Origin of the sequence: Vibrio sp. 99K-1, assembly GCF_013114585.1 — a bacterium.
GTDB lineage: Bacteria > Pseudomonadota > Gammaproteobacteria > Enterobacterales > Vibrionaceae > Vibrio > Vibrio chagasii_B.
On sequence record NZ_VTXF01000028.1, the window covers coordinates 25,017 to 39,985 of the forward strand.

A 14,969-nucleotide genomic window follows, 5' to 3' on the forward strand; every position below is an offset into this window, starting at 1 on the left:
GTACATGCATACGTCATCACCGCACAAGTCTGGTAAACATAAGCTTCTAGCTCTAGATCTCGATGGAACAGTGCTCAGCTCTCAACACACCATCAGCCAAGAGTTAATCGACACTATCAAGAGCATCGCAAAAGACACACATGTGGTGATAGTGACAGGCCGTCACCATGTTGCTGCTAAACCTTACTACGAACAGTTGGGGTTATCGACGCCGATCATTTGCTGTAACGGTACTTATATCTTTGATTACCAAACCAATACTGTTCTTGAAGAAAATGCCATCGACAAACAGATGGCAGCTAAATTTATCACGCTCTCGCAAACGCATGATCTCAAAATGGTGATGTATGTGCGTGACGCCATGCTCTACTCGAAAAGTCGTCCTATCGAATACATGGAAGCGCTACTTGAATGGTCTGAGACATTTACACCAGCACAACGTCCGAACATCCAGAAAGTAGACGACTTCCATCATGAAGCCGCTGCGTCCGAGTACGTTTGGAAATTTGTCGTCGAGGGTGAAGTCGACCAATTCGCCAAACTTCCCTTTGTCCAAGAGCACTTTAATGGCGAGCGCTCTTGGGTCGATCGTGTCGACTTCGCAGCGAAAGGAAACAGCAAAGGCAATGCGCTTACTCGTTACATCGAGCCACTAGGCTTCCGCCTTGAAGAGTGTGTCGCTGTCGGTGATAACCACAACGACATCTCAATGCTGCAAGCCGCAGGTCTCGGTATCGCCATGCACAATGCCGACGACACCGTTAAAAACACCGCAGACCTTGTCACAGACAAAAATAACGATGACAAGACAGGGCTCGCAGAGCTTTTAAGCCGCTTATTTAAATAGAGAATTTTATGCTAGTCGGAAATACTCAACCTTCTAAATTTACCCGAAGCTACCCAGTCGCTGTTCAAAATGTGCTTGAGCATATCAACAGCCTAGATACTGATGCTCTAGCGATTGGGCGCCACACCTTACCTGGTTTTGATGCAGACCAAGCTTGGTTCGTTGTACTGGAATATAAAAAAGAGCCACTCGCCTGCTTTAAGCCAGAAGTACACATGCACTACTCAGATCTACAAATTGTACTTAAAGGTTCAGAGATCATGGCTTGGTCTAAAGACACTGGCGACCACAAGCTCGCAGAACCTTACAATGAACAGAGAGATCTGCAGTTTTATGAATTCGAAGGCGTTGAGCTGAACTTTATTCATGCCAAACCGCAGCAGTTCTATCTCTTCACACCCGATACCGTTCATATCACCAACATTGAAAATGATGACAGCTCGATCGTTAGAAAGATGGTGGTAAAAATTCACAATGACTTACTGGATGCCAAATAATGAATTACTACATCGGAATTGATTCTGGCGGTACCTTTATGAAAGCCGCGCTGTTTAATGCCAAAGGCGAACAGCAAGGCTTGGCACGTGTCTCAGCGAGCGTCATTAACGAAAAGCAAGGTTGGGTCGAACGTGACTTAGACGCGCTGTGGGGCAACGCTGTAGCCGTGATTAAACAGCTACTTGAAACCACACAAGTTGAGCCAACAGCCATCAAAGGCTTAAGTATTTCAGCGCAAGGTAAAGGCGTCTACTTGCTAGACAAGCAGGGTAAAAACTTGGGCCACGGCATCATGTCGTCAGACTCTCGCTCGCTACCTATCGTTAAAGAATGGTTAGAGCAAGGCAAAGCACAAGAGATCTACCCAACTACATTGCAGACTCTGTGGACAGGTCACCCAGTATCGATTATTCGCTGGATCAAAGAGAACGACCGTCAGCGCTACGACCAAATCGGAGCGGTCATGATGTCGCACGATTACCTACGTTATCGCTTAACGGGTGAAGTTGCCGCTGAACTGACCAATATTTCAGAAAGCAACTTCTTCAACTCCATTACTGGCGAATACGACAAAGCATTACTGAAAACCTTTGGTATTGAAGAGATCTGGGATGCGCTGCCACCGGTAGTAAAACCTCAGCAGCAAGCAGGCAAAATTACAGCCGCTATCGCTGAAGAGACAGGCCTTGCACTAGGCACTCCAGTCTTTGGTGGTCTATTTGATGTGGTTTCAACAGCCATCTGCTCTGGTATCAACTCATCAGAAGACACTTTGAATTATGTGATGGGCACTTGGGCAGTAACCTCTGGTATTTCCAAGCAAGTCACTCAAGAGACGCACAACTTTGTCTATGGCCACTATGCGGTCGATGGGGAATACATCATTCATGAAGCAAGCCCAACCTCAGCTGGTAACTATGAGTGGTTTGCTGACTACCTTGGTGAAGATGGCAAACTGGACCATGCTCAGAATCAAGCATTAGTCGATGCATTAGACCCGGCATCTAGCTCGGTCTACTTTGTGCCATTCCTTTATGGCTCAAACCAAGGCTTAGGGCTTAAATCTGGCTTCTACGGATTACAGTCTCACCACACCAAAAGTCACCTAATTCAAGCGATTTGGGAAGGGATTCTGTTCTGCCACAACCTTCATCTTGAACGTATGCGTCAGCGTTTCCCGAAAGCGGATGTGCTGAAAGTGACTGGCGGTCCTGCCTCCAGCCCAGTTTGGATGCAAATGCTGGCAGACCTTACCGGAATGACAGTTGAAGTCTCCGACGTAGATGAAACAGGGTCACTTGGCGCAGCCATGATGGCTATGGTTGGCGCTGGTGAATTTGCTTCTTTAGCAGAGTGCACGCAAAGCGTTACTCACTCAGCTTCTCGTGTTGAGCCGAACCCAGCAAACTACGAAAAATATCAGAAGAAATACAAGCACTACCAACGACTGGTTCAGTTGTTTAAACAATTTGAGGAAGAAATGGATGCCTAAATCCTTATTAAAACCATCTAAGCCTTTGTTACAAATGGCGCTTGATGCTACGGATATTGATACCGCACTCGCGTCTATTGAGCATGTCGCAGACAAGCTCGACGTGATTGAAATCGGGACGATTCTGGCCTTTGCTCACGGCGTAGACAGCGTAAGAATCCTGAGAGAAAAGTACCCAAACCACACTATCGTGTGTGATATGAAAATCACCGATGCGAGCGCAATTTTGACCCGCCTAGCAATGGAAGCCGGTGCCAACTGGGTAACCGTTAGCGCAGCCGCTCACATTGAAACTATCCGCTCCGCGAAGAAAGTCACTGACGAATTCAACGGCGAAGTACAAATTGAACTGTACGGCCACTGGACAATGGATGACGCACGCGCTTGGGTCGATATGGGTATTACGCAAGCAATTTATCACCGTTCACGCGATGCGGAACTGGCTGGTGTGAGCTGGACCGAAGAAGATTTGATAAAAATGCAGAAATTATCGGATATAGGAATTGAACTATCCATTACTGGTGGTATTGTGCCAGACGATCTGCATTTGTTTAAGAATCTGTCTGCAAAGTCATTTATTGCTGGCCGCGCTTTAGCCGGAAGTAATGGACGTGATATTGCAGAAAATTTCCATACTGAAATAGGTAAACACTGGTAGCACATATATGAGTGAGCAAATTAAATCGTTGTCTAAAGCACTGACTGTTCTGGAATTCCTTGGGAATTATCCTAATGGCGTTTCACTACAGAAAGTGTCTGAAGGGACAGGCTTCAATAAGTCTTCTGTCCACCGTATTTTGGCAACGTTTGAAGCCTCTGGTTATGTTGCTCAAATGTGCTCAGGCAAAGAGTATCGCTTAACAATGAAGCTAGTTCAGCTAGGTCACGCAGCCATCAACTCTGACGTGACTGGCACTGTTAAGCCTTACCTCTCTGAGCTGCTCGACGATGTGAATGAGACGGTGAACTTTCTCTCTTTTGACGCTGACAACATCATCTTCAAAGATAAGTTTGAGCCGGTAAATTCCGCGTTTCGTACTCGCACATACGTCGGTTTGCACTCTCCTATGTACTGCTCTGCCGCTGGTAAATGCTACCTAGCGTTCAGCTCTGACGCTGTGCGTGAAACATACTGGCAGCGCAATGTCAGCACCATGAAGCCATTAACTGAGAACACGATTCTCGATAAATCTCAGTTTTTCGATGTTCTCGACAAGATCAAAGCGCGCGGTTATGCGCTCGATGATGAAGAGAACGAAGCAGGCATTTCTTGTGTTGCTGTCCCTATTTTCGACAAGAACAAATCCCCTGTATACGCGGTAAGTGTCTCTTCACTAACGCCAAAAATGAAAGCGTTAGGCTATGAAGAAATTGCCAACAAAATCCAAGACATCACGGCGCGTATAGAACAACAACTCTTTTAAGGAAAAAGAATGTTTGATTCTAAAAACAAATTCAGATTAGGTATTTACGAGAAAGCAATGCCGGCTTCTCTCACTTGGGAAGAATGTTTTATTTATGCTAAAGACGCGGGGTTCGACTTTATCGAAATCTCTGTCGATGAGACCGACGAGCGTCGTGCACGTCTCGATTGGTCAGACGAAGAAATTTACGAGCTTCGCCGCCTATGTGAAAAGCATCAAATGCCTTTCCAATCAATGTGTCTAAGCGCACACCGTAAATTCCCATTCGGTTCTATGGATGAAGCGATTCGCACAGAGTCTTTCATCATCATGGAGAAAGCGATTTCTCTTGCGTACAAACTGGGCATCCGCTGTATTCAAATGGCGGGCTACGACGTGTATTACGAGCCACAATCATCTGAAACACATGCACGCTTTATCGATGGTATGAAGCAAGCAACGAAAATGGCAGAGCGTGCTGGCATTATGCTGGGCGTGGAGATCATGGATACGCCTTACCTCAACTCGCTAAGCAAGTTTGAAGTACTAAAACGTGAGATCCCATCTCCTTACTTCATGGCCTACCCAGATGTCGGCAATATCTCTGGTTGGAATTACGATGTTTGTACTGAGCTGAAGCTGAGCCGTGACCACCTAGTGCAAGTGCACTTAAAAGACACACTGCGCGTTTCTGAAACCTGTAAAGGTCAGTTCCGAGATCTTGTGATTGGTGAAGGCCAAGTCGACTTCCCTGCAATTTTCAAAACCTTGGCAGACATTGATTACAGCGCACCACTAGTGATCGAGATGTGGGCTCAAAATGACAACTGGTTAGAAGACATCAAACAAGCGAAAGCAACCTTGAAGTCAATCGCGAACCAATCTGGCTTTGAGCTATAAGGAGCGATCATGACTATTTTTCGCACCGCATTTTTCGAAGCTGATTTAACCGAAGAGCAAAAACAAGACTTCTACCAATACATGGAAAATGAAGTCGCACCGATCATTCGCACTTTCCCGAATAATCAGGGTTTAACGTTGAATAAACCTGAAGCGATTGAATCAGAAAGCCATAAAAACCTGCTACTTATGATGCAGCACAGCTACGAAAGTGAGTCAGCAATAGCGGAAGCCCTCGACTCTGACGCTCGCATTAAAAGCATGCACGCTACTAAGGTGATCATCGAAAAATACAATATTCATGTGCATCACATTAATTTTGTACGTGACTAATTGTTAGTAACTTAAATCAAAAGCAGAAGATCATCTTCTGCTTTTTTTGTCGCTATTTATAAGGAATCACTATGAAAGTATTCCAGTTAAAAGATGCCCCTCTGGTTTTGCTGTCTCTGATATTTTTTATCTGGGGGCTAATCACCGTTTCAAGTAACTCACTCATTCCTTATTACAAAGAAGCTTTTGCTCTCGACTATAAAATGGCAATGCTGTTTCCGATGGCGTTTTTTATCACTCGAGTGACCGTCTCGCTTCCGACATCATTCGTAATGGCAAAAATCGGCTATCGCCGCACATTAAAAGTCTGTTTACTTTGGTGTGTATTAGGCTGCTTGGTGATGGCTTATTTAGTCCGCTCACAAGAATTAACGCTTACCTTGCTTGGTATCTTGTTAATGGCATCGGGGCTCTCTGCTATTCAAGTCGTCAGTTCACCTTATGTGTCTCTGCTTTCAACACCCGATAAAAGCGTGATTAGACAGAGCATCGCAACAGCGTCTAACTCGATAGGAACGGTGTTGGGACCTTTAGTACTGAGTGCGGTAGTAGTGATAGCGACAAGTTATCAAATTAACAGCACAGCCGAGCAAGTCTCCATTCTCTTTCTACTGATTGCGCTCTTTTTCCTTGGTTTGCTCGTATTCTTTCAGCGCATTGATGTCCCTGATATTAAACCTAAGCAACTAACTGGCTTCTGGCGTGGGTTGCTAACGTTATTGAAAAATCACCCTTTCTTAAAATTAGCTCTGGTTCTTCTGTTCTACATTGGGGTTGAAGTGAGTTTTGGTACTTTCACTATCACCTACCTGGCAGACGCAAAGTATGGTGATTTAGGGCTTATCTCAGCTACCCAAATCATTGCTGCGTATTGGGTATTTATGTTTATTGGCCGTTTGTTGTTTGCCAAGTTTGGCCAACGTCTGAACTCACACACTCTGTTTTTGTGTTCATGCTCGGTTGCCATTGCTATCAGTATCGTCGCATTGCTGTTTGATCACCTTTGGACAGGCTATTTACTGCTGGTCGTCGGCCTTTGCAACTCGACACTTTATCCGATCATTTACGCTCAAGCGCTTCAAGCTGCTGGCAAACAGAGTTCACAAGGAGCCGCGATTCTGATCATGTGTTCTATTGGTGGAATTGCATTGCCTTTTGTACAAGCGAGCTTAATTGACGCATTTACGCTGAGTATGAGCTATGTTGCGCCAGCATTGGCTTATATCGGCATGGTCGTGTTGTATTGGTCGGTGGTGAAGCACCAAGCTAAATCAATCGCTTAAATAGAGTTTAAATATAACGATGAGATAGAGATCAGCATGACTGATGAAGGAAGTACAAGGGAAGTAAGGAAAAGTTGAATTGAGCTTGAACTAAGTTGTATCAGTAGGTGATATTGCATCACCCCTGATCACACTTAGCTAGTGTTTATCTGTTGAGATTAAGCCCAAGCAGAAGCAACAAGCAGGATGATTGCACCCATAATTGCCGTAGACTTTGCAAAGAAAAGAACTTCATTCATTACAGAAGGTTTTACTAATGTTTTGCTGCTTTCGTTTGTGATTACTGTAGCATTCATTGTTCGTTCTCGTTGTTGTGTGATCTATGGCTAATTTTCCTCCTAAATGTGATTGAAGTCAACAATTTCTGTAGTTTTATTACACAATGGTAAATCGTTAGTTTGGTCACGCTAAAGATAAGCTAACCACACCTTAAGGCTCTTCTAGACAATATTCACTCTAACTCTAGATTGAGAGATATAAAAAAGGCTTGGAGCCCCCTTTAGATCAAGGAGAGACCAAGCCTATTAATTGTCGAGCCTTTGTTGGCGCTACTTAGCCAACTCCGCTCTCATCGCGTCAATCGTCTGCTGATAGTCTTCACTATCAAAAATCGCCGACCCAGCAACAAACATGTCAGCACCGGCATCAGCAATCTCTTTTATGTTATTTACTTTCACCCCACCATCGACTTCCAAACGAATTGCACGCCCCGATTGGTTAATACGTCGTCTAATTTCACGCAGTTTATCTAGCGTAGCAGGAATAAACGACTGGCCTCCAAAGCCAGGGTTCACAGACATCACTAAGATAAGATCAACTTTATCCATGATGTAATCCAAATGGCTTAACGGTGTTGCAGGGTTCAGCACTACGCCCGCTTGGCAACCACACTCTTTGATCAGCTGTAGCGTACGATCAACATGTTCAGACGCCTCAACATGGAAAGTAATCATACTCGCCCCTGCTTTTGCAAAATCAGGGATCATTGAATCAACGGGTTTTGCCATTAAATGGACATCAATGGGAGCAGTAATACCGTAATCACGCAGAGCCTTTAACACCGGAGCACCAAAGGTTAAGTTAGGTACATAATGATTATCCATTACATCGAAGTGAATCACATCAGCACCTGCTGCAATGACATTTGCAACATCTTCGCCTAAACGAGCAAGATCAGCAGACAGAATGGAAGGCGCGATAAGGTAATCTTTCATAGGGTTCCTTGAGGTCATTATTGTATATTTGAGTTATTCGTTGTTGGCAGGTATGAACGTGGTGACAACCCCCTCTTCCACCATAAAACAGTCCATCCCGGCACTGCTCGCCGCTTGCTGCCCTATGAGTGTGTCTTCAAACACAACACAGTCACTTGGTAGTACATCAAGTTGCTGCGCGACTTTCAAAAACGTATCTGGGTGAGGCTTGTGATTATCCACATCATCGGAAGTCACAAGCGCAGTGATCATTGAAGGAATGTCGGTGGTATCTAGAATGGCTTTAGCATGCTTAGCTTGTGCGCCCGTACCAATACCCACTTTCTTGAGCTGATAATAACGCTCTAATATGGCGTAGGTTTCGGGTAATACGTCGCCCTTGTGCTCAATTGCTTCGAAGTTTGCAATTTTGTCTTTGGTGATCAGTTGTAGGTCAAGAGATAAGTCATATCGCTTCATGATCTCAAGCGTGACTTTGCGTGAAGGCATGCCACCCAGTTGATCCAACCACTCTTTGTCATAAGGGATGTTGAACTTACTGCAAGTCAATTCCCAAGCATGGGCGTGGGCAACCATGGAATTAACCAAGGTACCATCTAAGTCAAAGATAATTCCTTTATATTTGTCTAAATTCGGCATGACTTTTTTAATCCTTTTACCACTTATCATAATAAGAACAGCGCACCGGAACTATCAATTCTTGTTGTGAATATGATCTCCGCCACCAATACGGTAAATAGTTTTTGCAGTGGTAAACAATGAGTGCTTTTACTCTTGAAATCCTATTTTGATCGGATCGATATCCGTTTTTGAGGAATGCGTATAGAGTTGAATAAAATGAAAGTGATATAGTCCACCAAAATTCAATTTTGGAAAAATACCATGCATTCAACCGACGCAATTGAACTCGTCAAGCTAGGCGTAAACATCGAAATCACAAAAGACTCTTCTCTACACCCAACAGACGCACTAGAAATCGTAAAGATCGCCAGTGAAATTGGTACTCACGTTACCGTGAAGAAGAAGTACCACACAGATGTACTAATGGAGATGGCAAAGGTAGGACGCGACCACATCACTGTTGCTATCTAACCAACGGCGATCGAGTCCTTCACCGCAGAAAAAGCAGAACGTGCAACATATTGGGGGCAATATGCTGCACGTTTTTATTGCCAGAAAGGAGCATGAATTTTCTGACATTAGCGATGTTTGATTCGCTAATCGATTAAGCCAACTGAGCTGCTATTCTGTTATTTTTGCGCAATCTCAATCTACGCGATTAGCTTCCAAACGCTTCTTGTCCAAACGATTAGCTTCCAAGCAATTCATTTCCAAACAGGGGCATTACTCCCGTTTGACGACAAACTTCGTTTAAGCGAACCTGAGCTTTCAAGATGTTCTCTTTCCAATGTTCATCTTGCGCCCACATTTCGATAACAAGTGGTACTACACACTCCGTTTCTTTCAATGTTTTGAAAATCGCATTGAAATCGACTTCTCCCTCGCCAATCACTAAATCACGGAACTGCCCTTTATATTCAGGAGTGACGCGATACGTGTCTTTAAGGTGAATCTGCGTAATACGCGGCTTACTCAGCTTAAGCTCTGTCACGATGTCATAGTTCCAACCTGAGATATTACCGACGTCTGGATACGCAGTGAAATAAGGCGAGTCAATCTCACGGCTCAACACTTCAAACTTACTCAGAGAGTTAAGGTAATCCGTATCCATGATCTCAACCGCTAGCATCACCCCTGCTCGCTCCGCTAGTTGTGCCGAGAGCTTCATACCTTCGATAAAACGTAGGTGTGTCGCTTTGTCTGCAGGTTCGTAGTACACGTCATAGCCTGCTAATTGAATAGTACGAATCCCCAACTTGTATGCAAGCGTAATCGCTTTCTCCATATGGATAACGGCTTGCTCTCGCACTTTCGGATCGGCAGAGCCAAATGGGAACTTACGGTGTGCACTCAAACACATCGACTGCAACGGCACTTGATGCGCTTCACACAAGCGGCGTAGGCCATAGACCTCTTCATCACACCAGTCTAAACGGCTGCGTCTTTCATCAGATTCATCGACTGAAATTTCAAGGAAATCAAAGCCTAACTCTTTCGTCGTTTTGAGCTTATCTTCCCAACTTAAGTCATTCGGAAGGGCTTTTTCATAAAGCCCGACACGATGGCGCGTTAAGTTTTGGTACATAACGCCTCCTAGTTCCAGTAGCGGTTAATTTGTTCTTTCAGTGCTTCAGCGGTTTCTTGGCCTTTTTCACCCGCCAACGCGCGGCCAGCAATGAAGGTTTTCGCTTTAATGCCTTCAAATAGGTACAAATCTTCTGGCACGATGCCACCTGTGATAGAAAGCTCGATGCCCAGCTCAGACAAAGCACGCATCTTCACTAAGTCTGCTTCTGTCCAGCCCACGCCCGCCAACTCAGCATCACGAGAACGGTGGTAGATCGCTTGTGTAATACCTAGGTCAACCCAAGCTTGAGCATCTTCCATAGTCCAGTTACCGTAGATCTCGATTTGAATTTCACCATTGAACTCATCAGCGACTTTCTTACATGCATCAATGGTTGCAATGTGCGCTGCTGCTGAAACCGTGATCCAGTCAGCACCTGCTTCAAATGCCATACGAGCCAGTATCGCCCCGCCATCTGTGGTTTTCATGTCACACACTAAGATATGGTCAGGGTGGTTATTACGCAGTGTCGAAACCGCCTTCATGCCTTCAGCGAACGCAAGGATAGTCCCCACTTCTATCACGTCTACGTAGCTCTCTACGTTGTTCGCGACTTCAATAGCAGCAGGTAGGTTCGTTTGGTCTAGGGCAATTTGAATCATTGGTTTAGTCATGGTTTTATCCTTTAATTTGTTCACGTATTAGATGGGCAAGGCCATCTTGATTGTTGTCTGTTTTGCACACGACTTGAGCGTTCGATTTGACGGTGTCGTCAGCATTAAACATCGCTACGCCTAAGCCCGCGTATTGAAGCATTGATATGTCGTTGTGATTGTCACCAACGGCAATCACTTGGGAGGGCTTAAACCCCAGTTCATTCACGTATTCAGCAAGGCGTAGGCCTTTACTATTTCCCTTGGCGGCAAAGTCGATTCGGTTCGACCACGAACGTTCGCCGTTAAAGTGGTCTTTGACCCAAGGCGCTTGCATCAAGCGGTCAACCGACTCTTGCTCCCCTTCCACCACAAACTTCCACACAAACTCGGTGTTCTTCGCCGTTTCGGAGAACGAATCCACGCGATAGATATTTGGCTTATGGTGCTCTGGCGCTTGCTCAGCCCACTCTTCCAACGCCAACATGTAAGCGAATGGGTTGTAGTTGGAGTAAGTCATCGCATCGGTGATATACATCACCATCTTCAGCTTGTATTCCTGTGCTAAGTCGATGAACGTCAGAGCATGTTCATGCTCAATTGCGTTCTGAGTTAAAACGGTCTCGGTTTGGTAGTCATACACATAGGTCCCGTTGCAGCAGATAATTGGAGTGTCTAGCCCTAACTCATAGTAATAAGGCCTTGCTGCGGTGTGATGCCTACCAGTCACGATCATCACGTGGCAATGTTGCTTGGCCTCTTGGATCGCTTTTTTCACTTCAGGATGGATGGTGTGATCATCGGTCAACACGGTTCCATCAAGGTCTAACGCCAATACTTGATACATCGCCTCTCCTCACATCACACTTATTGCTGCCCGTAGTAAGCATTTTCACCGTGCTTACGTAGGTAATGTTTGTCTGATAGCTCCGGCTGAATCTTGATGCCGCTGTTTAGCGAGCGTGTAGCCAATGCCATTGCCGACACCTCCTCTAGCACCACCGCGTTATGTACGGCGTCTTTGGCATCTTTGCCCCAAGAGAAAGGTGCGTGTCCTGCCACAATCACACTCGGTACAGCCATCGGGTCGATACGACGCTGAATAAACTCTTCGATGATCACCAAGCCTGTGTTCTTCTCATACTGATCAGCAATTTCACAGTTCGACAGCTTGCGAGTACATGGAATATCACCATAGAAATAGTCAGCATGTGTCGTGCCCAGAGCTGGAATATCAATGCCCGCCTGCGCCCAAATCGTTGCACTGCGAGAGTGGGTATGCACAATGCCGCCGATTTCTGGGAACGCTTTGTAGAGCTCTAGGTGAGTAGCAGTATCACTTGAAGGATTCAGCTTGCCTTCAATGATGTTGCCCTCTAAATCCACTACCACCATGTCTTCAGCCGTCATGTCACTGTATTCAACACCTGAAGGTTTAATCGCTATCACGCCATTTTCACGGTCAAACTCAGAAACATTACCCCAGGTAAATGTCACTAAGCCGTACTTAGGAAGCTGCAAGTTTGCTTCTAAAACACGTTGTTTCAATTGGCTATATTTGGACATATCGACTCCTTAAGCCGCTTCAGCTTGTGCGAGCGCCATATCAATCAGGTTCGCCACATCTTGCGGTGTTTTACATGCACGTAGTTTTGAAAAATCTTCATCAAACTCGATTAGGTTCGCGACCTGCATCGTGCCTTCAATGTGCTCTTCTGAATCTTTACCTGCCAAAGTGATCAGCACATCGACTGGCTCATCTACATCATCAAAAAGAACTGGGGTTTCTAGGACCGTTAACGCAAAGCCTGTTTTGATCACGCCATCTTCTGGGCGGCAATGCGGTAGAGCAAATGCGTCGTGAATACAGATGTATGGGCCTTCAGCCGAAATCGCTTTGATGATCGCGTCGTAATAACGCTCTTCAGCCACACCTGCTTTAACCAGAGCATCAGTACCGATTTTGATAGCCGACTGCCAGTCGGTTGCTTTTGCATTAAGTTGGATTGAGTTGTTGGTAATCAGAGATTCTTTCAAGTTCATTGTTTTGCTCACTTAGTAATTTGTTATTAGTATTTTTATTAGCCCAGCCGCTTTGCCGCTGGGCTAATTCAATTATTTATGGAAGTTGTTTTCGATAAGTGAAATCAGCTCATCACCAAAGGTTTTCACCATGATCATGTTCTTCACTGCTAGCTGCTGTTTACCTTCCGGTAGGTTGGTAATCTTTTCAGCCAGCGCAACCGAAGTAACGATGATGTCGAATGAACCTAAGTGTGATTTGTAGTCTGTGATTGCACTGTTGAATGTGGTTGCTGGAATCCCTTTCTTATCTAAGAACTCTTTGATCTTCTTAGAGCACATCATTGATGAGCCTTGACCAGAGCCACAGCACACGAGAACTCGTACTGGTTTCTGTTCAGTAGCGCTGCTCGCTTGTGGAGCCTCAGCCACCGCTTGAGATTTTACTGGCGCTTCTGACTTAGGTGTTTGCGAATTAGGCGCTTCAACCTCAACTTCTACGCCTTCTGGCGTTACTGCTGTCATGGTTTGCGCTTGTTGCGCTTCGCCGTCTTCTTCAGCACGTAGTGCTTTCGATGCGAAGTACATGTACACACCAGAAAGTGCGACAACAACAAAGAAGAACATGCTAGAGCTAGAGATACCTTGCATGATTGGTGGGAATACGAGAGCCCAGTCAGCCATACCCATCCAGCCGTTAAACTCAGTACCTGATTGCGCGAAGATGTGAATAGCCCAAGCTGAGCCAACTACTTCGATAATGCCCATCACGAAACAGATCTTCATCACCGCTTTCCAGCCACCGAAGTGGTTAGCGAACACACCAATCGTTGCGTTAGAGAAGAACATTGGAATAAAACCAGGGATAATCATAATTGGCGCATCGAAAGCCAACATCGCCAATACTGCTGTGAATTGACCCACTGCGCCCCAAAGGAAACCGAACACCATTGCGTTTGGTGAGTATGCGTAGATAGCCGCACAGTCAATCGCAAGAACCGCATTCGGGATGAGACGTTGAGAAATACCGTTGAACGCTTCAGAAAGCTCGGCAACGAACATACGTACACCGGTTACGATTACTTGAATCGCTACTGCGAATTTCAGACCCGTTTCGAAGATGTAGATAAGCCAGTGCGTGCTACCTGCCATCTCTTGAAGGTTATCAAGACCGAAAGAGAGAAGGATGATGCCGAAGAATGCCGTCATGACTAACGTAGTCGCAGCAATACTGTCGTGGAAAATGTGTAGCCATTTCGGTAGGTTAATGTGATCAACGCTGTCGTTTTTATCACCCAACTTCGGAGCAACTTTAGTTGCAACCCAAGATGCAAATTGCTGTTGGTGACCAATCGAAAAGCCCGCTCCGCCTGTCACCTCTTGTGTAGGCTTGAACATGATATTGGAAGAGATGCCCCAGTATAGAGCCATCAAAATTGCAGAGTAGATGATGGTTTCCCACATACCCGCGCCAAGCACGAAGTAGAAAACAGCAATCAAGCCAGCTTGTTGGAACATGATGTGTCCCGTAAGCATGATGGTGCGGATACCCGTAATTCTGCGGAAGGCAACCAATAGAATGTTGATGCCCAGTGCCATAAGGACTGCGTACCCAACCCAAGAGTAATTGTCGCCCATGGTTTCCATGGTGGCCATCATGGAGGTGTAAGGGTCGATTACCGAGCCTGTCAGTCCATGAATTTCACTCATCTTTTCAATAACAGGTTTAAAACCTGCTACCAGCGTTCCCGCACCCACTTGAACAATCATAAAGCCAACAATGGTTTTGATTGAACCGGAGATAACGGTTGTTGCGTCACGTTTGAGAAGGATGTAACCGAGACAAGTTACGATACCAAGCAGCAAAGGTGCTTTGGTCATAACCTGACTATAAAAAATATAGAAGATATCGTATAAGAACTCCATATCTTTACCCCTGATATAATTTGTATTTTTAATGATTTGTAGGATTCAGTGATGTCTTGTTTTGCTCACGAGATAGACTTTAACAATCAAAAGTAATCATTCAATGCTCACTTGTGATTACTTTGATTTATATCAATTATCCACCATTAGAATGTGGTTAATTGGGCATTGGATCACACCCAAAACATAAAAATCAACAAAAACAACAAC

Annotated in this window: 18 protein-coding genes; 9 read left to right on the forward strand and 9 right to left on the reverse strand. The window is 45.2% G+C overall.

Annotation, left to right across the window (positions count from 1 at the left end; all coding sequences use genetic code 11):
* Positions 1-4 precede the first annotated feature (4 nt).
* The 8 genes from F0228_RS19930 (at position 5) to F0228_RS19965 (ending at position 6,756) form a co-directional block, all read left to right on the forward strand.
* Positions 5-847, forward strand: a complete 843-nt coding sequence (locus F0228_RS19930) for a Cof-type HAD-IIB family hydrolase (RefSeq protein ID WP_171762690.1) — start codon at positions 5-7, stop codon at positions 845-847.
* A gap of 8 nt (positions 848-855) precedes the next feature.
* Positions 856-1,344: a YhcH/YjgK/YiaL family protein gene (locus F0228_RS19935; protein WP_171762691.1), complete on the forward strand. Its 489-nt coding sequence runs from the start codon at positions 856-858 to the stop codon at positions 1,342-1,344.
* The gene (locus tag F0228_RS19940; RefSeq protein ID WP_171762692.1) at positions 1,344-2,837 is read left to right on the forward strand and encodes an FGGY-family carbohydrate kinase; all 1,494 of its coding nucleotides are present in this window, start codon (positions 1,344-1,346) and stop codon (positions 2,835-2,837) included. Before F0228_RS19935 ends, F0228_RS19940 begins: the two co-directional genes overlap by 1 nt.
* Positions 2,830-3,495, forward strand: a complete 666-nt coding sequence (locus tag F0228_RS19945) for a 3-keto-L-gulonate-6-phosphate decarboxylase UlaD (RefSeq protein WP_061032102.1) — start codon at positions 2,830-2,832, stop codon at positions 3,493-3,495. The genes F0228_RS19940 and F0228_RS19945 overlap by 8 nt, the downstream gene beginning before the upstream one ends.
* 7 nt (positions 3,496-3,502) lie before the next feature.
* A complete protein-coding gene (locus F0228_RS19950) occupies positions 3,503-4,261 on the forward strand; it encodes an IclR family transcriptional regulator (protein WP_105058489.1) in 759 nt (252 codons plus the stop codon).
* Positions 4,262-4,270: 9 nt separating this feature from the next.
* A complete protein-coding gene (locus F0228_RS19955; protein WP_171762693.1) occupies positions 4,271-5,140 on the forward strand; it encodes an L-ribulose-5-phosphate 3-epimerase in 870 nt (289 codons plus the stop codon).
* A 9-nt stretch (positions 5,141-5,149) separates the two neighbouring features.
* Positions 5,150-5,473, forward strand: coding sequence for a hypothetical protein (locus F0228_RS19960; protein ID WP_171762694.1), 324 nt, complete (start codon positions 5,150-5,152; stop codon positions 5,471-5,473).
* A gap of 71 nt (positions 5,474-5,544) precedes the next feature.
* Positions 5,545-6,756, forward strand: a complete 1,212-nt coding sequence (locus F0228_RS19965; protein WP_061032098.1) for an MFS transporter — start codon at positions 5,545-5,547, stop codon at positions 6,754-6,756.
* Positions 6,757-6,914: 158 nt separating this feature from the next.
* On the opposite strand, the gene F0228_RS19970 is transcribed toward F0228_RS19965, so the two are convergent.
* The 3 genes from F0228_RS19970 to F0228_RS19980 all read right to left on the reverse strand — a co-directional run bounded on the left by F0228_RS19970 (position 6,915) and on the right by F0228_RS19980 (position 8,609).
* Positions 6,915-7,052 carry a hypothetical protein gene (locus tag F0228_RS19970; protein WP_171762695.1) on the reverse strand — a complete coding sequence of 46 codons (138 nt, stop codon included), beginning with the start codon at positions 7,050-7,052 and terminating at the stop codon, positions 6,915-6,917.
* Positions 7,053-7,304: 252 nt separating this feature from the next.
* Positions 7,305-7,970 (reverse strand): ribulose-phosphate 3-epimerase, encoded by a 666-nt coding sequence (rpe, locus tag F0228_RS19975; protein ID WP_171762696.1) that lies wholly within the window; start codon positions 7,968-7,970, stop codon positions 7,305-7,307.
* A 33-nt stretch (positions 7,971-8,003) separates the two neighbouring features.
* Positions 8,004-8,609 carry a beta-phosphoglucomutase family hydrolase gene (locus F0228_RS19980; RefSeq protein ID WP_171762697.1) on the reverse strand — a complete coding sequence of 202 codons (606 nt, stop codon included), beginning with the start codon at positions 8,607-8,609 and terminating at the stop codon, positions 8,004-8,006.
* Positions 8,610-8,852: 243 nt separating this feature from the next.
* Between F0228_RS19980 and F0228_RS19985 the strand changes: the two genes are divergently transcribed.
* On the forward strand, positions 8,853-9,062 hold the full coding sequence (locus F0228_RS19985; protein WP_171762698.1) for a hypothetical protein: 210 nt from the start codon (positions 8,853-8,855) through the stop codon (positions 9,060-9,062).
* Between the two features lie 217 nt (positions 9,063-9,279).
* On the opposite strand, the gene F0228_RS19990 is transcribed toward F0228_RS19985, so the two are convergent.
* The 6 genes from F0228_RS19990 to F0228_RS20015 all read right to left on the reverse strand — a co-directional run bounded on the left by F0228_RS19990 (position 9,280) and on the right by F0228_RS20015 (position 14,759).
* Positions 9,280-10,176 carry an L-ribulose-5-phosphate 3-epimerase gene (locus F0228_RS19990; RefSeq protein WP_171762699.1) on the reverse strand — a complete coding sequence of 299 codons (897 nt, stop codon included), beginning with the start codon at positions 10,174-10,176 and terminating at the stop codon, positions 9,280-9,282.
* Between the two features lie 8 nt (positions 10,177-10,184).
* Positions 10,185-10,832, reverse strand: a complete 648-nt coding sequence (locus tag F0228_RS19995) for a 3-keto-L-gulonate-6-phosphate decarboxylase UlaD (RefSeq protein WP_171762700.1) — start codon at positions 10,830-10,832, stop codon at positions 10,185-10,187.
* Between the two features lie 4 nt (positions 10,833-10,836).
* A complete protein-coding gene (locus tag F0228_RS20000; protein WP_171762701.1) occupies positions 10,837-11,658 on the reverse strand; it encodes a pyridoxal phosphatase in 822 nt (273 codons plus the stop codon).
* Between the two features lie 20 nt (positions 11,659-11,678).
* The gene (locus F0228_RS20005; protein WP_171762702.1) at positions 11,679-12,377 is read right to left on the reverse strand and encodes an L-ribulose-5-phosphate 4-epimerase; all 699 of its coding nucleotides are present in this window, start codon (positions 12,375-12,377) and stop codon (positions 11,679-11,681) included.
* 9 nt (positions 12,378-12,386) lie between these two features.
* A complete protein-coding gene (locus tag F0228_RS20010; RefSeq protein ID WP_171762703.1) occupies positions 12,387-12,854 on the reverse strand; it encodes a PTS sugar transporter subunit IIA in 468 nt (155 codons plus the stop codon).
* Positions 12,855-12,926: 72 nt separating this feature from the next.
* Complete coding sequence (locus F0228_RS20015; protein ID WP_171762704.1) at positions 12,927-14,759, reverse strand: PTS ascorbate-specific subunit IIBC; 1,833 nt, start codon at positions 14,757-14,759, stop codon at positions 12,927-12,929.
* Positions 14,760-14,969 lie beyond the last annotated feature (210 nt).

Coding starts and splice junctions, on each gene's coding strand:
- F0228_RS20005 (WP_171762702.1), bottom strand. CDS start 12,377: ATGTCCAAATATAGCCAATTGAAACAACGTGTTTTAGAAGCAAACTTG.
- F0228_RS19930 (WP_171762690.1), top strand. CDS start 5: ATGCATACGTCATCACCGCACAAGTCTGGTAAACATAAGCTTCTAGCT.
- F0228_RS19955 (WP_171762693.1), top strand. CDS start 4,271: ATGTTTGATTCTAAAAACAAATTCAGATTAGGTATTTACGAGAAAGCA.
- F0228_RS20015 (WP_171762704.1), bottom strand. CDS start 14,759: ATGGAGTTCTTATACGATATCTTCTATATTTTTTATAGTCAGGTTATG.
- F0228_RS20010 (WP_171762703.1), bottom strand. CDS start 12,854: ATGAACTTGAAAGAATCTCTGATTACCAACAACTCAATCCAACTTAAT.
- F0228_RS19950 (WP_105058489.1), top strand. CDS start 3,503: ATGAGTGAGCAAATTAAATCGTTGTCTAAAGCACTGACTGTTCTGGAA.
- F0228_RS19980 (WP_171762697.1), bottom strand. CDS start 8,609: ATGCCGAATTTAGACAAATATAAAGGAATTATCTTTGACTTAGATGGT.
- F0228_RS19995 (WP_171762700.1), bottom strand. CDS start 10,832: ATGACTAAACCAATGATTCAAATTGCCCTAGACCAAACGAACCTACCT.
- rpe (WP_171762696.1), bottom strand. CDS start 7,970: ATGAAAGATTACCTTATCGCGCCTTCCATTCTGTCTGCTGATCTTGCT.
- F0228_RS19990 (WP_171762699.1), bottom strand. CDS start 10,176: ATGTACCAAAACTTAACGCGCCATCGTGTCGGGCTTTATGAAAAAGCC.
- F0228_RS19965 (WP_061032098.1), top strand. CDS start 5,545: ATGAAAGTATTCCAGTTAAAAGATGCCCCTCTGGTTTTGCTGTCTCTG.
- F0228_RS19970 (WP_171762695.1), bottom strand. CDS start 7,052: ATGAATGCTACAGTAATCACAAACGAAAGCAGCAAAACATTAGTAAAA.
- F0228_RS19960 (WP_171762694.1), top strand. CDS start 5,150: ATGACTATTTTTCGCACCGCATTTTTCGAAGCTGATTTAACCGAAGAG.
- F0228_RS19985 (WP_171762698.1), top strand. CDS start 8,853: ATGCATTCAACCGACGCAATTGAACTCGTCAAGCTAGGCGTAAACATC.
- F0228_RS19935 (WP_171762691.1), top strand. CDS start 856: ATGCTAGTCGGAAATACTCAACCTTCTAAATTTACCCGAAGCTACCCA.
- F0228_RS19940 (WP_171762692.1), top strand. CDS start 1,344: ATGAATTACTACATCGGAATTGATTCTGGCGGTACCTTTATGAAAGCC.
- F0228_RS19945 (WP_061032102.1), top strand. CDS start 2,830: ATGCCTAAATCCTTATTAAAACCATCTAAGCCTTTGTTACAAATGGCG.
- F0228_RS20000 (WP_171762701.1), bottom strand. CDS start 11,658: ATGTATCAAGTATTGGCGTTAGACCTTGATGGAACCGTGTTGACCGAT.